16 protein-coding genes are annotated in these 16,228 nt (G+C 70.1%); 13 read left to right on the top strand and 3 right to left on the bottom strand.

Features of this window, described 5'->3' with window-relative positions; translation table 11 throughout:
• The 5 genes from D180_RS12670 to salA form a co-directional block, all read left to right on the top strand.
• Positions 1 to 1,197, top strand: a 1,197-nt coding sequence (locus D180_RS12670; RefSeq protein WP_017913081.1) for a benzaldehyde dehydrogenase, incomplete at its 5' end; no start/stop codon positions are given.
• A gap of 18 nt (positions 1,198 to 1,215) precedes the next feature.
• Complete coding sequence (locus tag D180_RS12665; RefSeq protein ID WP_017913080.1) at positions 1,216 to 2,343, top strand: NAD(P)-dependent alcohol dehydrogenase; 1,128 nt, start codon at positions 1,216 to 1,218, stop codon at positions 2,341 to 2,343.
• 859 nt (positions 2,344 to 3,202) lie between these two features.
• The gene (locus D180_RS12660) at positions 3,203 to 4,396 is read left to right on the top strand and encodes an outer membrane protein transport protein (protein ID WP_017913079.1); all 1,194 of its coding nucleotides are present in this window, start codon (positions 3,203 to 3,205) and stop codon (positions 4,394 to 4,396) included.
• Positions 4,397 to 4,415: 19 nt separating this feature from the next.
• Entirely contained in the window at positions 4,416 to 5,135 is a 720-nt protein-coding gene (locus tag D180_RS12655) for an alpha/beta hydrolase (protein ID WP_017913078.1), read from the top strand.
• A 22-nt stretch (positions 5,136 to 5,157) separates the two neighbouring features.
• Positions 5,158 to 6,444, top strand: coding sequence for a salicylate 1-monooxygenase (salA, locus tag D180_RS12650; protein WP_017913077.1), 1,287 nt, complete (start codon positions 5,158 to 5,160; stop codon positions 6,442 to 6,444).
• A gap of 364 nt (positions 6,445 to 6,808) precedes the next feature.
• On the opposite strand, the gene D180_RS12645 is transcribed toward salA, so the two are convergent.
• Positions 6,809 to 7,291 (bottom strand): YajQ family cyclic di-GMP-binding protein, encoded by a 483-nt coding sequence (locus D180_RS12645; protein WP_017913076.1) that lies wholly within the window; start codon positions 7,289 to 7,291, stop codon positions 6,809 to 6,811.
• Positions 7,292 to 7,591: 300 nt separating this feature from the next.
• Between D180_RS12645 and D180_RS12640 the strand changes: the two genes are divergently transcribed.
• The 5 genes from D180_RS12640 to D180_RS12620 all read left to right on the top strand — a co-directional run bounded on the left by D180_RS12640 (position 7,592) and on the right by D180_RS12620 (position 11,844).
• The gene (locus D180_RS12640; RefSeq protein ID WP_043090930.1) at positions 7,592 to 8,488 is read left to right on the top strand and encodes a DMT family transporter; all 897 of its coding nucleotides are present in this window, start codon (positions 7,592 to 7,594) and stop codon (positions 8,486 to 8,488) included.
• 96 nt (positions 8,489 to 8,584) lie between these two features.
• Positions 8,585 to 9,592 (top strand): methionine ABC transporter ATP-binding protein, encoded by a 1,008-nt coding sequence (locus D180_RS12635; protein WP_017907482.1) that lies wholly within the window; start codon positions 8,585 to 8,587, stop codon positions 9,590 to 9,592.
• Positions 9,589 to 10,290 carry a methionine ABC transporter permease gene (locus D180_RS12630; protein WP_017907483.1) on the top strand — a complete coding sequence of 234 codons (702 nt, stop codon included), beginning with the start codon at positions 9,589 to 9,591 and terminating at the stop codon, positions 10,288 to 10,290. Before D180_RS12635 ends, D180_RS12630 begins: the two co-directional genes overlap by 4 nt.
• Before the next feature lie 173 nt (positions 10,291 to 10,463).
• Positions 10,464 to 11,267: a MetQ/NlpA family ABC transporter substrate-binding protein gene (locus tag D180_RS12625; RefSeq protein ID WP_017913074.1), complete on the top strand. Its 804-nt coding sequence runs from the start codon at positions 10,464 to 10,466 to the stop codon at positions 11,265 to 11,267.
• Positions 11,268 to 11,280: 13 nt separating this feature from the next.
• Positions 11,281 to 11,844 (top strand): hypothetical protein, encoded by a 564-nt coding sequence (locus D180_RS12620; protein ID WP_017913073.1) that lies wholly within the window; start codon positions 11,281 to 11,283, stop codon positions 11,842 to 11,844.
• A gap of 123 nt (positions 11,845 to 11,967) precedes the next feature.
• Here the strand turns inward: D180_RS12620 and D180_RS12615 are convergent, their stop codons facing one another.
• Positions 11,968 to 12,597: an OmpW family outer membrane protein gene (locus D180_RS12615; protein ID WP_017907486.1), complete on the bottom strand. Its 630-nt coding sequence runs from the start codon at positions 12,595 to 12,597 to the stop codon at positions 11,968 to 11,970.
• 182 nt (positions 12,598 to 12,779) lie between these two features.
• Here D180_RS12615 and D180_RS12610 point away from each other — a divergent pair, with 182 nt between their 5' ends.
• Positions 12,780 to 13,319, top strand: coding sequence for a DNA-deoxyinosine glycosylase (locus D180_RS12610; RefSeq protein ID WP_017913071.1), 540 nt, complete (start codon positions 12,780 to 12,782; stop codon positions 13,317 to 13,319).
• A gap of 158 nt (positions 13,320 to 13,477) precedes the next feature.
• On the opposite strand, the gene D180_RS12605 is transcribed toward D180_RS12610, so the two are convergent.
• A complete protein-coding gene (locus tag D180_RS12605) occupies positions 13,478 to 14,221 on the bottom strand; it encodes a hypothetical protein (protein WP_017913070.1) in 744 nt (247 codons plus the stop codon).
• A gap of 210 nt (positions 14,222 to 14,431) precedes the next feature.
• Between D180_RS12605 and aceF the strand changes: the two genes are divergently transcribed.
• Entirely contained in the window at positions 14,432 to 15,814 is a 1,383-nt protein-coding gene (gene aceF / locus D180_RS12600) for a dihydrolipoyllysine-residue acetyltransferase (protein ID WP_017913069.1), read from the top strand.
• Positions 15,815 to 15,946: 132 nt separating this feature from the next.
• Positions 15,947 to 16,228, top strand: a 282-nt coding sequence (locus D180_RS12595) for a biotin/lipoyl-containing protein (RefSeq protein ID WP_043090926.1), incomplete at its 3' end; no start/stop codon positions are given.

Below are 16,228 nucleotides of genomic sequence, written 5' to 3'. Positions count from 1 at the left end.
ATCGCCGATTGGCTGGTGCGCGAGAGCGGTTCCACCCAAGGCAAGGCCGGCTTCGAAGCGGCCCTGTGCGCCACCGCCCTGCACGAAGCGGCGGCGCTGCCGTCGCGCAGCGCCGGCGAGGTGCTGCCCTCCGCGGCGGGGCGCCTGAGTCTGGCGCGGCGCCGTCCGCTGGGCGTGGTCGGCGTCATCGCGCCGTTCAATTTCCCGCTGTACCTGGCCATGCGCGCGGTGGCGCCGGCGCTGGCGCTGGGCAACGCGGTGGTGCTCAAGCCCGATCCGCGCACCGCGATCTGCGGCGGCGCGGTCATCGCGCGGCTGTTCGAACTGGCCGGCCTGCCGGCCGGCGTGCTGCACGTGCTGCCCGGCGATGGCGGCGCCGGCGCCGCACTGACCGCCGATCCGCACGTGGCGATGATCCAGTTCACCGGTTCCACCGCGGCCGGGCGCAAGGTCGGCGAGGCGGCCAGCCGTCATCTGAAGAAGGTGTCGCTGGAACTGGGCGGCAAGAACTCGCTGATCGTGCTCGACGATGCCGACCTGGATCTGGCGATCGCCAACACCGCCTGGGGCGCGTATCTGCACCAGGGCCAGATCTGCATGTCCGCCGGCCGCGTGCTGGTGCAGCGCGCACTCTACCCGCAGTTCGTCGAGCGGCTGGCGGCCAAGGCCAGGAGCCTGAGCGTCGGCGACCCGGCCAGCGGCGAGGTCGCGCTCGGCCCGTTGATCGATGCGACCCAGCGCGATCACGCCGCGCGCCTGGTCGCGGCCGCGCGCGAGGCCGGTGCCACCGTCGCCGCCGGCGGCGGCTACCGCGACCTGTTCTTCGAGCCCACCGTGCTCAGCGACGTCACCCCCGACAACCCGGCCTTCCGCGAGGAGATCTTCGCTCCGGTGGCGGTGGTGGTGCCGTTCGACACCGATGCCGAGGCCGTCGCCCTGGCCAACGACACCGAGTACGGGCTGTCGATGGCGGTGCTGTCGGCCGACGTCGGCCGCGCAATGGCGCTGGGCGAGCAGTTGCGCACCGGCCTGCTGCACATCAACGACCAGACCGTCAACGACGAGGTGGTCAATCCGTTCGGCGGCGTCGGCGCCTCCGGCAACGGCAGCAGCATCGGCGGCCCGGCGAACCTGGAAGAGTTCACCCAGTGGCAGTGGTTGACCGTCAAGGGCGCAGCGCCCGCCTATCCGCTTTGAACCCCAGGAGACAGTGCGATGAACGCAGCAACCGATAAACGCGAGATCACCGTGGCGGTCGCGCACGCGCCGCAACAGCCCTTCACCATCGAGCAGGCGCGCATCCGCGCGCCGCAGGACGACGAGGTGCTGGTGCGGGTGGTGGCCACCGGCCTGTGCCACACCGACCTGATCGTGCGCGATCAGTACTACCCGGTGCCGCTGCCGGCGGTGCTCGGCCATGAGGGCGCCGGCGTGGTCGAAGCGCTGGGTCCCAACGTCAAGAGCCTGCAGGTCGGCGACCACGTGGTGCTCACCTATGGCGCCTGCGGCCACTGCAATCCCTGCGATGGCGGGCATGCCGCGTATTGCCAGGAGTTCTTCCCGCGCAACTTCGGCGGTGCCGACGCGCATGGCCATACCGCCATCGAGGATCTGCACGGGCAGCCGCTGCACGACCACTTCTTCGCCCAGTCCTCGTTCGCCACCTATGCGCTGGCGCGCGAGAACAATGCGATCAGGGTGTCGCGCGAGGCGCCGCTGGAACTGCTCGGCCCGCTGGGCTGCGGCATCCAGACCGGAGCCGGCGCGGTGATCAATGCGCTGAAGGTGCGTCCTGGCAGCAGCTTCGTGGCGATCGGCGCCGGTGCGGTCGGACTCAGCGCGGTGATGGCCGCGCACGTGGCCGGCGCCGCCTGCATCATCGCCGTGGACGTGGTGCCGTCGCGGCTGGCGCTGGCCAAGGAACTGGGCGCCACGCACGTGATCGACAACCGCGAAGGCGATCTGGTGGAAGCGGTGCGCGCGATCACCGGCGGCGGCGCCGACTTCGCGCTCGAATCCACCGGGCGTCCGCAGTTGCTGGAGGCGGGCATCGAAGCGTTGGCCAGCCTGGGCACGATCGGCGTGGTCGGCGCACCCAAGCTCGGCACCATGGCCGGTTTCGACGTCAACAACCTGCTGCTGGGCGGACGCAGCATCCGCGGCATCGTCGAGGGCGACAGCGTGCCGCAGGTGTTCATTCCGCAACTGGTGACGCTGTACCAGCAGGGCCGCTTCCCGTTCGACAAGCTGGTGAAGTTCTATCCGTTGAGCGACATCAACCAGGCCGCCGCCGACAGCAGCAGCGGCATCACCCTCAAGCCGATCCTGCGCATGGCCAGCTGAGCCTTGCGCTGGCGACGGCGCTGCCGTCGCGCGTGTCCCCGCAGCAGGCGTCGCGCCTGCCTCGGCACCGACGTCGCCACACGCTGCCGTGGGCGATGCCGGTGCCGTTTTTTTTGATCGCGCCCTCGCCGTGCGCGTTCGCCGGCATCCTGCCTGCCTCGGCCGAGACGCGGGAGGCCGGCGCGCGTGCCAGGCTGCGCCGCAGTGCAGCGCCCGAGCGGTGTCTGCGTTGCCCTCCTTGCGTTGCCGGACCGCACCGCCGCCCGATGAAGCCCGTGCCGTGTAGCGCCGCGCGCCGCTGCGCTGCGCGTGCCTGGCTGTCTGTGCGCTGCGGCGCGCGGGGTGTCCAGTGGCATGCAGACACTGGCATGCGCAAGCTTGCCGAGGCGGCGCAGAGCGCGTGTGCGTGCGCGTCCAGGCGTTGGCGTTTGCGCAAGCGATGCGGGCGTGCGCCTGCGACGACGCTGCCGCTGCGTCGGCATGCACGCCATCGAACGCGCATGTTGCATCGCGGAAGATCCAGTGCTAGCGCGCATCGCGCGATGAACATACCAGCAGGGTATGAAACGAGACTGACATGGTCTTGGACGCCTGGTGTGATGCGGGGCAGTGTCGGACGCATGGATGCATCGCCGAGGTCAGTCGTCTCCTGCTTCGATCGTCGCGAGCGTCCGTACGGGTCGCGCGCACGGTCTTGCGTTCGCGTCGTACCGCGTCGCCGTGTCGGCCAACGCGTGCACAAAGGATGAGTGCCGTTTCCAACATCCCGCGCTGCCGGTCGTCACGACGGCAGTGCGGACCCCGCGTGCCGCCGGTCGGCGGCCGCACCCACGCATCGGCTCGGAGGGAGGGCTCGATCATGCAGCAGTTCGCACATCCAATGCGCCGCAGGGCGCAACGACAGGGCACGCCACGCTGGACCACGCTGCTGTGGACCGTGGCGGCGGTTTCGGGTGGTGCCGCCGCCAACAACGGCGTCGCCTTGCCCGGCTACGGCGCGCAGACCCAGGGCCTGGCCGGCACCTCGATCGCGTTGCCGCTGGACGCGGCGGCGTCCGCCAACAACCCGGCCGGCATGGGCGCGGTCGGCGACCGCATGGACGCCGACCTCACCTTGATCGCGGCGCCGGTGCGCGCGCAGGTCGGCCCCAACCGCTACGGCGACGATGCGCTGGTTCCGGTGCCCACCGCCGGCTACAACCATCAACTCAACGACGACCTGAGCCTGGGGGTGTCGGTATTCGGCCACGGCGTCGCGCTGGACTACGGCGCTCCGGTGTATGGCAGCCACAACACCCTGTCCAAGCTGCAGCAGGTGGTGTTCGCGCCGACCCTGGCCTGGCGCGTGGGCGAGCACCAGTACCTGGGCATCTCGCCGCGGCTGGCCTACCAGCGCTTGCACGTCGCCGGCCTGGAGGGGGTCGGCTTCCAGTCGGCCGGGGCCGATGCGGCCTACGGGTACGGTGTCGCCGTGGGCTGGTACGGCCAGCTCGCGCCGCGCCTGAGCGCCGGCGTCACCTGGTCCAGCCGCATCCGCTTCGGCCAGATGCAGCGCTACCGTGCGCTGCTGCCGGAAGGCCGTCTGAACATGCCGCAGCAGGCCGGTGTCGGTCTGGCCTGGCAGGCCAGCGATGCGCTGACCGTGGCGGCCGACTGGCTGTGGATCGACTGGGCCGGCGAGCGCTCCTACGGCAATCGCGTCGATGAGGGCGGCGCGTTCGGCGATCCGAACGGTCCGGGCTTCGGCTGGCGTAGCCAGCGCGTGTTCCGCCTGGGGGCCGACTACCGCCTCAACGATGCCTGGTCGCTGCGGGCCGGCTATTCCCGCGGCAGCCGCCTGATCCCCGACAGCCAGGCGCAGTTGGCCGTGCTGGCGCCGCTGGCGCAGTACAGCCACTACGCGCTGGGCGCGACCTGGCGGCTGTCGCCGCAGCTGTCGCTGACCGGCAGCGTCACCCATGCGCCGGGCGGTTCGGTCGCCAGCGGCGGCGTGCAGGCCGGGACCCGCGACCTCACCTATCTCACTTTCGGCCTCGGCTGGACCTTCCGCTGAGCCACACGGAGACGACCCCATGCAAACCTATCTGTTGCTGCACGGTTCCTGGCACGACGGCCACGCCTGGGACGGCGTCGCCGCCCATCTGCGCGCGCACGGCGTGCAGGTGCACGCACCGACCATCGCCGGGCATGGCCCCGGCGCCGACAAACGCGTCTCGCATGCCGACTGCGTGGCTTCGGTGGTGGACTACGTGCGCCGCCACGACCTGCGCGATCTGGTCGTGCTCGGCCACAGCTGGGGCGGCAGCATCGTCCAGCGCCTGGCCGAGGAGGAGCCGGAGCGCTGCAAGCGGCTGATCTTCCACAACGCCTTCGTGCTGCGCGACGGCGAGGCGCTGTTCGACCTGTTGCCGCCGCACTACCAGGCGCTGTGGAAGAACGCGGTCGATGCCGACGGCGGCATCATGCTGCCGTTTCCGATCTGGCGCGACGGCTTCATCGGCGACGCCGACCTGGCGCAGGCGCAGCAGGCGTACGCGCAGTTGAGTCCGACCCCAGCGCGCAGCCATTTCGACGCGGTACCGCTCAAGCGTTTCCACGAGCTGCAGATCCCGCGCAGCTGGCTCTATGCCACCGACGATGTGGCATTGCCGCCGGGCGAGTACGGCTGGCATCCGCGGCTGAGCGCGCGCCTGGGCGGCTACCGTCTGGTCAGCCTGCCGGGCAGCCACGAAGTGTGTTTCAGCGCGCCTGCGCTGCTGGCCGAGAAAATCCTGCTGGCTGGCCGCGACTGACATTCCCCACCGGAGACTCCAGATGAATCCTGCATCCCCCCTGCGCATCGGCATCGTCGGCGGCGGCATCGCCGGCGTCGGTCTGGCCCTGGGCCTGTGCCGGCACCGCCATCTCGACGTGCAACTGTTCGAATCGGCGCCGGCCTTCGGCGAAATCGGCGCCGGCGTCTCGTTCGGCCCCAATGCGGTACGCGCGCTGGCCGGCCTGGGCATGGGCGAGCCCTATGCCGAACTCGCCGACCGCACCCCCGCCCCATGGCAGGACGTCTGGTTCGAATGGCGCCGCGGCGAGGACGCGCGGCTGCTGGGCCAGACCCTGGCGCCCGGCGTCGGCCAGTCGTCGGTGCACCGCGCCGACTTCCTCGATGCGTTGGCCACCCGCCTGCCGTTCGGGCTGGCCAGGTTCGGCAAACGCGCAGTCGCCGTGGAGCAGGACGCCGACGTGGCGCGCGTGCGCTTCGCCGACGGCAGCCAGTACGAAGGCGACGTGCTGATCGCCGCCGACGGCATCAAGTCCGCCATGCGCGGCGAAGTGCTGCGTGCGCTCGGCCATGCACCGGCCGAACCGCGTTTCACCGGCACCTGCGCCTATCGCGGCCTGATCGACGCCGCGCGGCTACGTGCCGCTTTCGCCGCCCGCGGCGTGGACGCGCACCTGGTCGACGTGCCGCAGATGTTGCTGGGCCTGGACGCGCACATCCTGACCTTCCCGGTGAAGCAGGGAAGGCTGATCAACGTGGTCGCCTTCGTCTCCGACCGCAGCGAGCCGGCGCCGCAATGGCGCGCTGGCCAGGCCTGGGTACGCGAGGCCAGCCGCCGCGAGATGCTGGAGGCGTTCGCGCACTGGGGCGAGGCGGCGCGTACGCTGCTGGAGTGCATCGACACGCCCACGCACTGGGCGCTGCACGATCTGGCCGAGCTGCCCGGCTATGTGCATGGGCGGCTGGCGCTGATCGGCGATGCCGCGCACGCGATGCTGCCGCACCAGGGCGCCGGCGCCGGGCAGGGCCTGGAGGATGCCTATCTGCTGGCGCAACTGCTGGCCAGGCCTGGCCTGACGCGCGGCGATCTGCCGGCCCTGCTGCAGGTCTACGAGCGCCTGCGCCTGCCGCGCGCCTGCCGCGTGCAGCGCACCTCGCGCGAGGCCGGCGAGCTGTACGAACTGCGCGATCCGCAGGCCGGCGCCGACGATACGCGGCTGGCGCAGACGCTGGCGCAGCGCTTCGACTGGATCTGGACGCACGACCTGGAAGCCGAAGTGGCGCAGGGGCGGAGAATGCTGGCCGCGGGCGTCACCGCGGGTGCCTAGCAAGAAATTGCGGCGCTAGGCGTCCGCGTCCCGGCGCGGAGGCGGGAGTGCCGTTGCGTGGTGTCGTCTCGTTCCGATGCGGAGTGCGTCGCTTTCGCATGGCTGCAATGGCCGGGATGCGCTCGCGTGGTCATGCCGGCATGCCTGCTTGCGCAGGCCGGACGGCATGCGCAGGTCGCGACATGGGCGTATCGCCTGTCTGCCGTGCCGCCCTGCAAGGCGAGGCGATGCGCAGCCGTGTGCACTCACGCATCGTGGCGACGATATCGCGCGGTCGACTGCAGAACGACCATCGCCACGCGGTGGTCGTCCTGCACCCTCGCACCGGCATGGCGATGACGCGCGAGGCGTTTGCGCGGCGGCTTCAGTCGCGGAAATTGTCGAACTGCAGCGGCAGCTCGAAATCGCTCTTCTTCAGCAGCGCGATCGCATCCTGCAGGTCGTCGCGCTTCTTGCCGCTGACCCGCAGCTTGTCGCCGTTGATCTGCGCTTCCACCTTGAGCTTGGCTTCCTTGAGCGTGGCCACGATCTTCTTGCCCAGCTTCTGTTCGATGCCCTGCTTGACGGTGATCTTCTGCCGCGCGCCGGCGAGGTTGGTCTCCACGTCGCCGAACTCCAGGCAACGGACGTCGATGCCGCGGGCCAGCAGGCGCGCGCGCAGGATGTCGGTCATCTGCTTGACCTGGAAATCGCTGGGCGCCGATTGCGTGATGACCTGGTCGTCGAGCGCGAACTTGGCGTCGACGCCCTTGAAGTCGAAGCGCGTCGACAGCTCGCGGTTGGCCTGGTCGACGGCATTGGTCAGTTCGTGCTTGTCGACTTCGGACACGATATCGAAGGAAGGCATGGGCAAGTCCTCGGCAAAGATGCCTATCGTAAGACGTGCGGGCGAGGAGTGGGGCGCGGCAGCTGGGAAGTGGCAGCGCCGGTGTCGCAGGGGCTGGCACGTGCAGGGTGGGATGGATGTCGGTTCCGGCGCGTTGCGCAATGTCGTGCGTTGGTGGGCGCCGCGCGTCACGACTGAAGTCGCTCCCACAAGAAGCGGCATCGGCCGGTGCGCCGGCTGGAGTCATGTGGGAGGGACTTCAGTCCCGACGCGATGAGCCCCGGCACCACGCGCATCGCCGATCGCGGCGATAATGCGCCGATGCCCAACTCCCGTTCCAATGCCGCCGCCGCTGCGTGGATGATCGCCGCGGTCGCGTTCTTTTCGCTGATGGATGCGTCGATGAAGCAGCTCAGCACGCACTATCCGGCGCTGCAGGTCGCGGCATTGCGCGGTGGGGCTTCGCTGCCGTTCGTGCTGGTGTGGGTGCTGGCCAGCGCCGGGCCGCGCGCGATCTGGCCGGTGCGCTGGGGCTTGCACCTGCTGCGCGGCGTGCTCGGCATCGCCATGATCGGCTGCTTCGCCTGGGCCTTGCGCAGCCTGCCGCTGTCCACCGCCTACACCATCTACTTCGTCGCGCCGCTGCTGGTGGCGGCGCTGTCGGTGCCGCTGCTCGGCGAATACGTGGGACCGCGCCGCTGGGCGGCGATCAGCGTCGGCCTGGTCGGCGTGCTGGTGGTGCTGCGCCCGGGCATGGACGGGTTCGTCTCGCTGCCGGGGCTGATGGTGCTGCTGGCGGCCATCGCCTATGCGGTGGCCTCGGTGCTGGTCAGCCTGCTGGCGCGCACCGATACCTCGCAGTCGCTGGTGGTGTGGTTCCTGCTGATCATGGCGCTGGGCGCCGGTGCGCTGGCGTTGCCGGAGTGGACCCCGCTGCGCCCGGCCGACACCGGCTGGATCGCCGGCATGGGCCTGGCCGGGGCGCTGGGGCAGGTGGCGCTGACCCAGGCGTTTCGCCGCGGCGACGCCTCGCTGGTCGCGCCGCTGGAGTACAGCGGCCTGTTGTGGGTGATTCCCTGGGACTGGCTGCTGTGGCGCAAGCTGCCCGACGCCTGGACCTGGGTGGGCGGGGCGATCATCGTCGCCAGCGGCCTGTACCTGCTGCACCGCGAGCGGATCCGCGCGGTGGCGCATCCGCCGCCGCAGGCACGCCCCTAGGCCCCGCGATGCGCGCCTACGTTAGAATCGAATGGAATAACGCACGCCATCCTGGCCTGCTAGGCTTTGCGCCCCCGTCGCTGCCGGTCCCGCGCGTTGATCCAGTTCGAGCGCCTGCACAAGTCCTATTCCGTCGCCGGCCAGCCGGTCGTGGCGCTGCATCCGCTCGACCTGCGCATCGAGGCCGGCGAGGTGTTCGGCATCATCGGCCATTCCGGCGCCGGCAAGTCGACCCTGATCCGGCTGATCAACCGGCTCGAGGAACCCAGCGGCGGTCGCCTGATCATCGACGGCGAGGACGTCACCGCGCTGGACCGCGCCGGACTGCGCACGCTGCGCCAGCGCGTGGGCATGATCTTCCAGCACTTCAACCTGCTGTCTTCGCGCACGGTCGCCGGCAATGTCGCCTTCCCGCTGGAACTGGCCGGCACGCCGCGCGCGGAGATCGACGCGCGGGTGGCCGAGTTGCTGGAGCGGGTCGGGCTGGCCGCGCATGCCGACAAGTATCCGGCGCAGCTGTCGGGCGGACAGAAGCAGCGCGTCGGCATCGCCCGCGCCCTGGCCACGCGCCCGCGGATCCTGCTGTGCGACGAGGCCACCAGCGCGCTGGACCCGCAGACCACCGCCTCGGTGCTGGCGCTGCTGGCGCAGATCAACCGCGAGCTGGGTCTGACCATCGTGCTGATCACCCACGAGATGGAAGTGATCCGCCGCGTGTGCGATCGCGTGGCGGTGCTCGATGCCGGGCACCTGGTCGAGAGCGGGCCGGTCACCGAGGTGTTCCTGCACCCGCAGCATCCGACCACCAAGCGCTTCGTGTCCGAGGCCGAGCACGTCGACGAGGCCGAGCTGTACCGCGATTTCACCGCGGTGGACGGGCGCATCCTGCGGCTGACCTTCCTCGGCACCGACACCTACGCGCCGCTGCTCGGGCGCATCGCCCGCGCCACCGCGGTGGACTACAACATCCTGTCCGGGCGCATCGACCGGATCAAGGACACCCCTTACGGCCAACTGACCGTGGCCCTGGTCGGTGGCGACATGGACGCGGCGCAGGCCGCCTTCGTCGCCGCCGGCGTGCATGTGCAGGAGCTGCGCCGATGAGTCCGATCGCCACCGCCGCCGCCGCCGCCGGCTTCTTCCGCAATCTCGATGCCGGCAAGTGGAGCGAGATCGGACGCGCCACCGTCGATACGCTGCTGATGCTGGGCGGTTCGCTGCCGCTGACCCTGCTGATCGGCCTGCCGCTGGGCGTGCTGCTGTTCTTGACCGGCCCGCGCCAGACTCACCAGAAGCCGCTGCTGTACGGCAGCCTGGCGCTGGTGATCAACGTGCTGCGCTCGGTGCCCTTCATCATCCTGATGATCGCGATGATCCCGCTGACGCTGTGGGCGATGGGCACCTCGCTGGGCGTGCGCGGCGCGATCCTGCCGCTGGTGGTAGGCGCGGCGCCGTTCTACGCGCGGCTGGTGGAGACCGCACTGCGCGAAGTGGACCGCGGCGTAGTCGAGGCCAGCCTGGCGATGGGCGCGACCACCTGGCAACTGGTGACGCGGGTACTGCTGCCGGAAGCGCGGCCGGGCCTGATCGCCGGCGCCACGGTGACCACCATCGCCCTGATCGGCTTCACCGCGATGGGCGGCGCGATCGGCTCCGGCGGCCTCGGCGACCTGGCCTACCGCGACGGCTACCAGCGCTCGCACGCCGATGTGGCCCTGGTGACCGTGGTGATCCTGTTGCTGCTGGTGCAGGCGTTGCAGATGCTCGGCGACCGCCTGGTCGCGCACTACAGCCGGCGCTGATGTCCTGCGTGCCGCGGTAGGGCTTCAGCCGCGCCTCCGATCGGTGAGCGGTCGCGGCTGAAGCCGCTCCTGCGCGCATGGATCGCCCCGCCTGCACGGCCGTCTGCTAGCGTGCACGCATCGCGGCCGCGGGTCGCGCTCCTCCACTCCCCCCGTTTCTCCGGATACCTGCCATGACCCGATTCCCGTTCCGCCTCCTGCTCGCCAGCGCCGTGCTCGTGCTCGGCGGCTGCGGCAAGCCCGATGCCGGCGCCGCCGGCGACCATCTCAGCGTCGCCGCCACTGCGGTGCCGCACGCCGAGATCCTGGAGGTGGTCAAGCCGATGCTGGAGCAGCAGGGCCTGACCCTGGACGTGCGCGTGTTCAACGACTACGTGCAGCCCAACGACCAGGTGGTGCAGAAGCAGATCGACGTGAACTACTTCCAGACCGAGCCCTACCTGCAGGCCTACAACCGCGACCGCAAGAGCGACCTGGTCACCGTGGTCGGCGTGCACATCGAGCCGTTCGGCGCCTACTCGCGCCGCTACAAGTCGCTGGACGCGCTGCCGCAGGGCGCCGACGTGGTGATCCCCAACGACCCCAGCAACAACAGCCGCGCGCTGATCCTGCTGGACAAGGCCGGGGTCATCAAGCTCAAGGACCCGGGCAATGCGCTGTCCACCCAGCGCGACATCGTCGCCAATCCCAAGCAGCTGAAGTTCCGCGAGCTGGATTCGGCGATGCTGCCGCGGGTGCTGGACCAGGTCGACCTGGCGCTGATCAACACCAACTACGCGCTCGACGCCGGCCTCAACCCGACCCGCGACGCGCTGGCGATCGAGAGCAAGGATTCGCCGTACGTGAACTTCCTGGTCGCGCGTCGCGACAACAAGGACGATCCGCGCGTGCAGAAGCTGGCCAAGGCGCTGACCAGCCCGGAAGTGAAGGCCTTCATCCAGCGCAAGTACCAGGGCGCGGTGCTGCCGGCGTTCTGATCGGGCCACGCGCATGCCGCTGCTGCTGGCCATTCCGCTGGCGATCGTGATCGCGCTGGCGGTGACCGCCGTGCTCTTGCCGCTGTCGCTGCTGCAGCGGTTTCGCGTGGGCACGGCGCGGCGTCAGGCGCGCGGTTGGCTGGTCGCGGTGCAACTGTGGTCGGCGCTGCTGTCCAGCGTGGTGTTGCTGGTCTTCGCCCTGATCGCCGCGCACTGGTGGCCCGGTGCGGCCACGCATGCGCTGGCCGGCTGGGGCATCGGCGCGCTGCTGGGCGCGCTCGGCATCGTCGCCACCCGCTTCGAGCCGTTGCCGCACGGGCTGCACTACACGCCGAACCTGTGGTTGGTCTTGGGTCTGACCGCGCTGGTGGCGGTACGCATCGGTGCCGGACTGTGGCAAGGCTGGCGCAGTCTGGTCGATGGTGCGGCGTGGCCGACCGAGGGCTGGATGAGCCATGCCAGCCTGCTGGCCGCCGCGGCCATGCTGCTCGGCTATGCCTGCGCCTACGCCTGGCTGCTGCGGCGGCGCCTGCGCCGGTTCGACCGCTACCGCGGTTTCGATCGCTCGCCGCGCTGAAGGCGGCCGCGCCCGCGTGCACGCGCACTGCGGTTTTCGCTGGTCGCGCGCTCGATCCAGCGCACGCGTAAAAACAAACGGGCCCTTGCGGGCCCGTTTGCGCAAACGCTGGAGACGGAACGCTTAGAAGCGCGCGCCGACGCCGAAGCTGAACAGCCACGGATCCAGCTTCAGGTCTTCGCCGGTGCCTTCGCCGGCCACCTTCAGCTCCGGACGGGAGTGCATGTAGCGCGCATCGGCACGGGCGAACCAGGTGGAGTTGATGTTCATGTCCACGCCGACGGTGCCGATGGCGCCCTTGGCGGTGTCCAGGCTGATGTGCTGGTCCGGGTTCAGGCCAGCCAGCTTCTCGTTGCTGAAGTTGGACTCGTAGTAACCGACGCCGACGAACGGACGGAACACGTTGTCCGCCTGGCCGAAGTGGTACTGGCCGCTCAGCGCGATCGGCTGCTGCTCGACGGTACCGACCTTGCCGATGCCGTCGGCCTTGACGCGGTGGTTGAACTTGTCGGCAGCGCCCCACAGTTCGACCGCCCAGTTGTCGTCGATCAGCCAGCTGGCGCTGATGGTCGGCGCCGGGCCGCCATCGACGTCGAGGCCGGCCGCCGGCTTGGAATGCGGGTCGAGCAGGGTCGCGCTGCCGACGACGGAGAAATGCTTGCCGGAAGCGGTATCGGCATCCTGTGCGAATGCGGCGGGCGCAAACGCAAGGGCGGACACGACAGCCAGGCTCAGGATCTGAATGGACCGCATGGGGTATCTCCTCATCTTTTTCTTGTGGGGCCACGGGAGTGGGCGCGCACACCGTATCGATGAGAAGATGAATCGTCGCCGACCCTCGCCGGACGAATGCAGGCGATGTTCAGGCACTTGCGCCCGATGCTTGAAATAACGAGGTTTTAAGGCTTTTGGCTGTTCATCCAGGTGCGCGCGACGTGACGACGCAGCCGCTGTTGCAGGGCCTGCCCGCGCAGATTCGCGACGATTGCCGCGTGCTTGTGCTCGGCTCCATGCCCGGTGCGGCGTCGTTGCAGCAGGCGCGTTACTACGCGCATCCGCGCAACCGGTTCTGGCCGCTGATGGCGGCGCTGTGCGGCTTCGATGCGGCACTGGACGCCGAGGCGCGGATGCAGGCGCTGCACGCGGCCGGCGTGGGCCTGTGGGATGTGATCGGGCAGTGCCGACGCCGCGGCAGCCTGGACGCGGCGATCGTGCGCGGCAGCGAAATTCCCAATGCCTTGCCCGATCGCATCGCGCAGTTGCCACAGCTGCGCGCCATCGCCTGCAATGGCGCGGCGGCGGCGCAGGCGTTCGCGCGCTTCGTGCAGCCGCACCTGCCGCTGCGCGATCCGCCGCTGGTGCTGCTGGCGCTGCCCTCCAGCAGCCCGGCCAATGCCGCGTTCGCCTGGCCGCGGCTGCTGCAGGCGTGGTCGCCGCTGCAGCAATGGCTGCGGGTGCCGATGGCTGGCGATTGACGGGTGCCTCCAATCACGCACGAGGCACACGCGCAGGGGCGGCTTCAGCCGCGACGCGGCTATCCCGACAGCGCTGGCGCGGCCGAAGCCACTCTTGCGAGACAGCGCGAGGTGGCAAAAACAGGTGATTGGCGGCGCGCTGGCATTGCATTCATGGATCAGCGCCGCGCGCGCAGGCGCAGCCACAGCGTCTGCAGCGCCAGCACCGCGGCCAGCAGCAAGGCCACCCACGCCGCGCTCTGCGCACCGGCCAGCGTGCTGGCGGCCTGTTTGGCGTAGACCGCGGCCAGCGCCCACAGCGCCGCCGCCGCGTAGGCGAGGTTGCCGCGCATGGCCCGGTTCATGCCAAGCAGCAGCGCCGCCGCCAGCGCGAACAGCACCAGGCTCCACGGCAGCATCCGCTCGGTCGAGAGCCAGCGGTAGGCCACGATCACCTGCGCGGTGTTCAGGAATGCCGCCAGCGACAGCCAGCCGGCGTGCAGCGACAGCGGCAGCCAGGCCCACAGGGTCTGGCCGGATTCGGGGGCGGGGTCGCGCGACAGCCGCAGCGCGGCCAGCAGCATCGCCGCCAGTGCGGTCCAGATCACCGCCAGCGCCAACAGGAAGTGCTGCTGCGAGAACACCGGCATCCACGCCGCCGTCAGCGCGAAGCCCAGCGCCGCCGGCGCCCGCACCTGCGCCAGCGCGCTGACGCGACGGCGCCGCGCGCTGGATTGCCACAGGCCGAAGGCCAGGTCGAGCAGGAAGATCACCCCCCAGATCGCGAAGGCGTAGCCGGCGGCGACGATCAGGGTCGGGTAGCGGTCGGAGATGGCGCCGTTGGTCGGGCCGAACGCGCCACGTTGCGAGAACCAGGCGACCAGCGGCATCGCCAACGCCATCAACAGCACCAGGATCCGCATGCCTGCCCTCCGGAAATCTGCGGCGAGCCTAGCCGTGGTGCCGTGAAGGCGGCGCACCGGCGATGGGTGCGCAACATGCGCCGGCGTACTGTCCGCCGGCAGCGGCGCCCCCGCAGGCGATCGGGCTTTTTTGCCCGCCAAAGGTTGGCGCTGCGGCTGCGGGCCGCCACAATAGGGGTTTCCCCCTCATTAGTTGCCGGAGTTCCCCGCATGGCCGAAATCAAGGAAGCACTTGTCCCCGATATCGGTGACTACAGCGACGTCCCGGTAATCGAAGTGCTGGTGGCCGTCGGCGACACGGTGAAGAAGGACCAGAGCCTGGTCACCCTGGAATCGGACAAGGCGACGATGGAAGTGCCGTCGCCGTTCGCCGGCGTGGTCCAGGAGATCAAGGTCAAGGTCGGCGACAGCCTGTCCGAGGGCAAGCTGGTGGCGCTGATCGAGGTGGCCGGCAGCGATGCCGACGCGCCGGCCGCATCCGCGGTCCAGCCCAGCGCCGAGACCGGCGGCGGCGTGGAGCCGGTGCCGGCCTCGTCCGCGCCGGACAAGCTGGCCCAGCGCGAGATCGCCCAGGTCCAGGCCACGGCACCGGCCAAGGCCGCCGCGCCGTCCGCCACCCAGAGCAGCCCGCCGGTGGCGTTCGACGCCGACAGCGTGCTGCCGCAGAAGGTGCCCTATGCGAGCCCGGCGGTGCGTGTGTTCGCCCGCGAGCTCGGCGTGGACCTGTTCCAGGTCAGCGGCTCGGAGCAGGGGGGCCGCATCACCAAGGACGACGTGCAGCGCTACGTCAAGGCGGCGCTGTCCGGTGCCGCGCCGGTGGCCGCCGGTTCCGCGCCCGCCGCGGGCGGCAATGGCTTGAACCTGCTGCCGTGGCCGAAGGTGGACTTCGCCAAGTTCGGCGAGGTCGAGGTCAAGCCGCTGTCGCGGATCAAGAAGATTTCCGGCGCCAACCTGGCGCGCAACTGGGCGATGATCCCGCACGTCACCCAGTTCGAGCAGGCCGACATCACCGACCTGGAAGCCCTGCGTGTGGCGCTGAACAAGGAGAACGAGAAGGCCGGCATCAAGCTGACCATGCTCGCCTTCCTGCTCAAGGCCAGCGCCGCGGCGCTGAAGCAGTTCCCCGAGTTCAACGCCTCGCTCGATGCCAGCGGCGAGAACCTGACCCTGAAGAAGTACTTCCACATCGGCTTCGCCGCCGACACCCCGAACGGGCTGGTGGTGCCGGTGATCCGCGACGTGGACAAGAAGGGCGTGGTCGAGCTGGCGCGCGAGAGCGGCGAGCTGGCCAAGAAGGCGCGCGACGGCAAGCTGGGCCCGGCCGACATGAGCGGCGGCTGCTTCTCGATCAGCTCGCTCGGCGGCATCGGCGGCACCGCCTTCACCCCGATCGTCAATGCGCCGGAAGTGGCGATCCTGGGCGTGTCCAAGTCGTCGATCCAGCCGGTCTGGAACGGCAAGGAATTCGCGCCCAAGCTGCTGCTGCCGCTGTCGCTGAGCTACGACCACCGGGTCATCGACGGCGCCGCCGCCGCGCGCTTCACCACCTACCTGAGCCAGGTGCTGGCGGACATGCGCCGCGTGCTGCTGTAAGCCCTGTCGTCACGGCGCCGCGTCCGTCGCGGCGCCGGTTTTCCCCCACCTGCGCGCGCCGCCTGTTTGCGCGGTCGCGCCGACGAACTGCAAACGCCCCTCGCCGCGGCGAAGGGCCACAGGAGAAGCTGCATGGCGGTCATTGAGGTCAAGGTCCCGGATATCGGCGACTACAGCGACGTTCCGGTCATCGAGGTGCTGGTCGCCGTCGGCGACACGGTGAAGAAGGACCAGGGCCTGGTGACGCTGGAGTCGGACAAGGCCACGCTGGAAGTGCCGTCCGCGGCTGCCGGCGTGATCAAGGAACTGAAGGTCAAGCTCGGCGACACCCTGTCCGAGGGCGCGGTGATCGCGCTGCTGGAGACCGCCGACGGCGCCGCTGCGGCGCCCGCCGCGGCCCCGGCCGAGGTGCCG

This window comes from Xanthomonas sp. SHU 166 (genome assembly GCF_000364685.1).
GTDB classification, from domain to species: Bacteria; Pseudomonadota; Gammaproteobacteria; order Xanthomonadales; family Xanthomonadaceae; genus Xanthomonas_A; species Xanthomonas_A sontii.
This window is presented reverse-complemented; position numbering and strand designations above follow the sequence as displayed.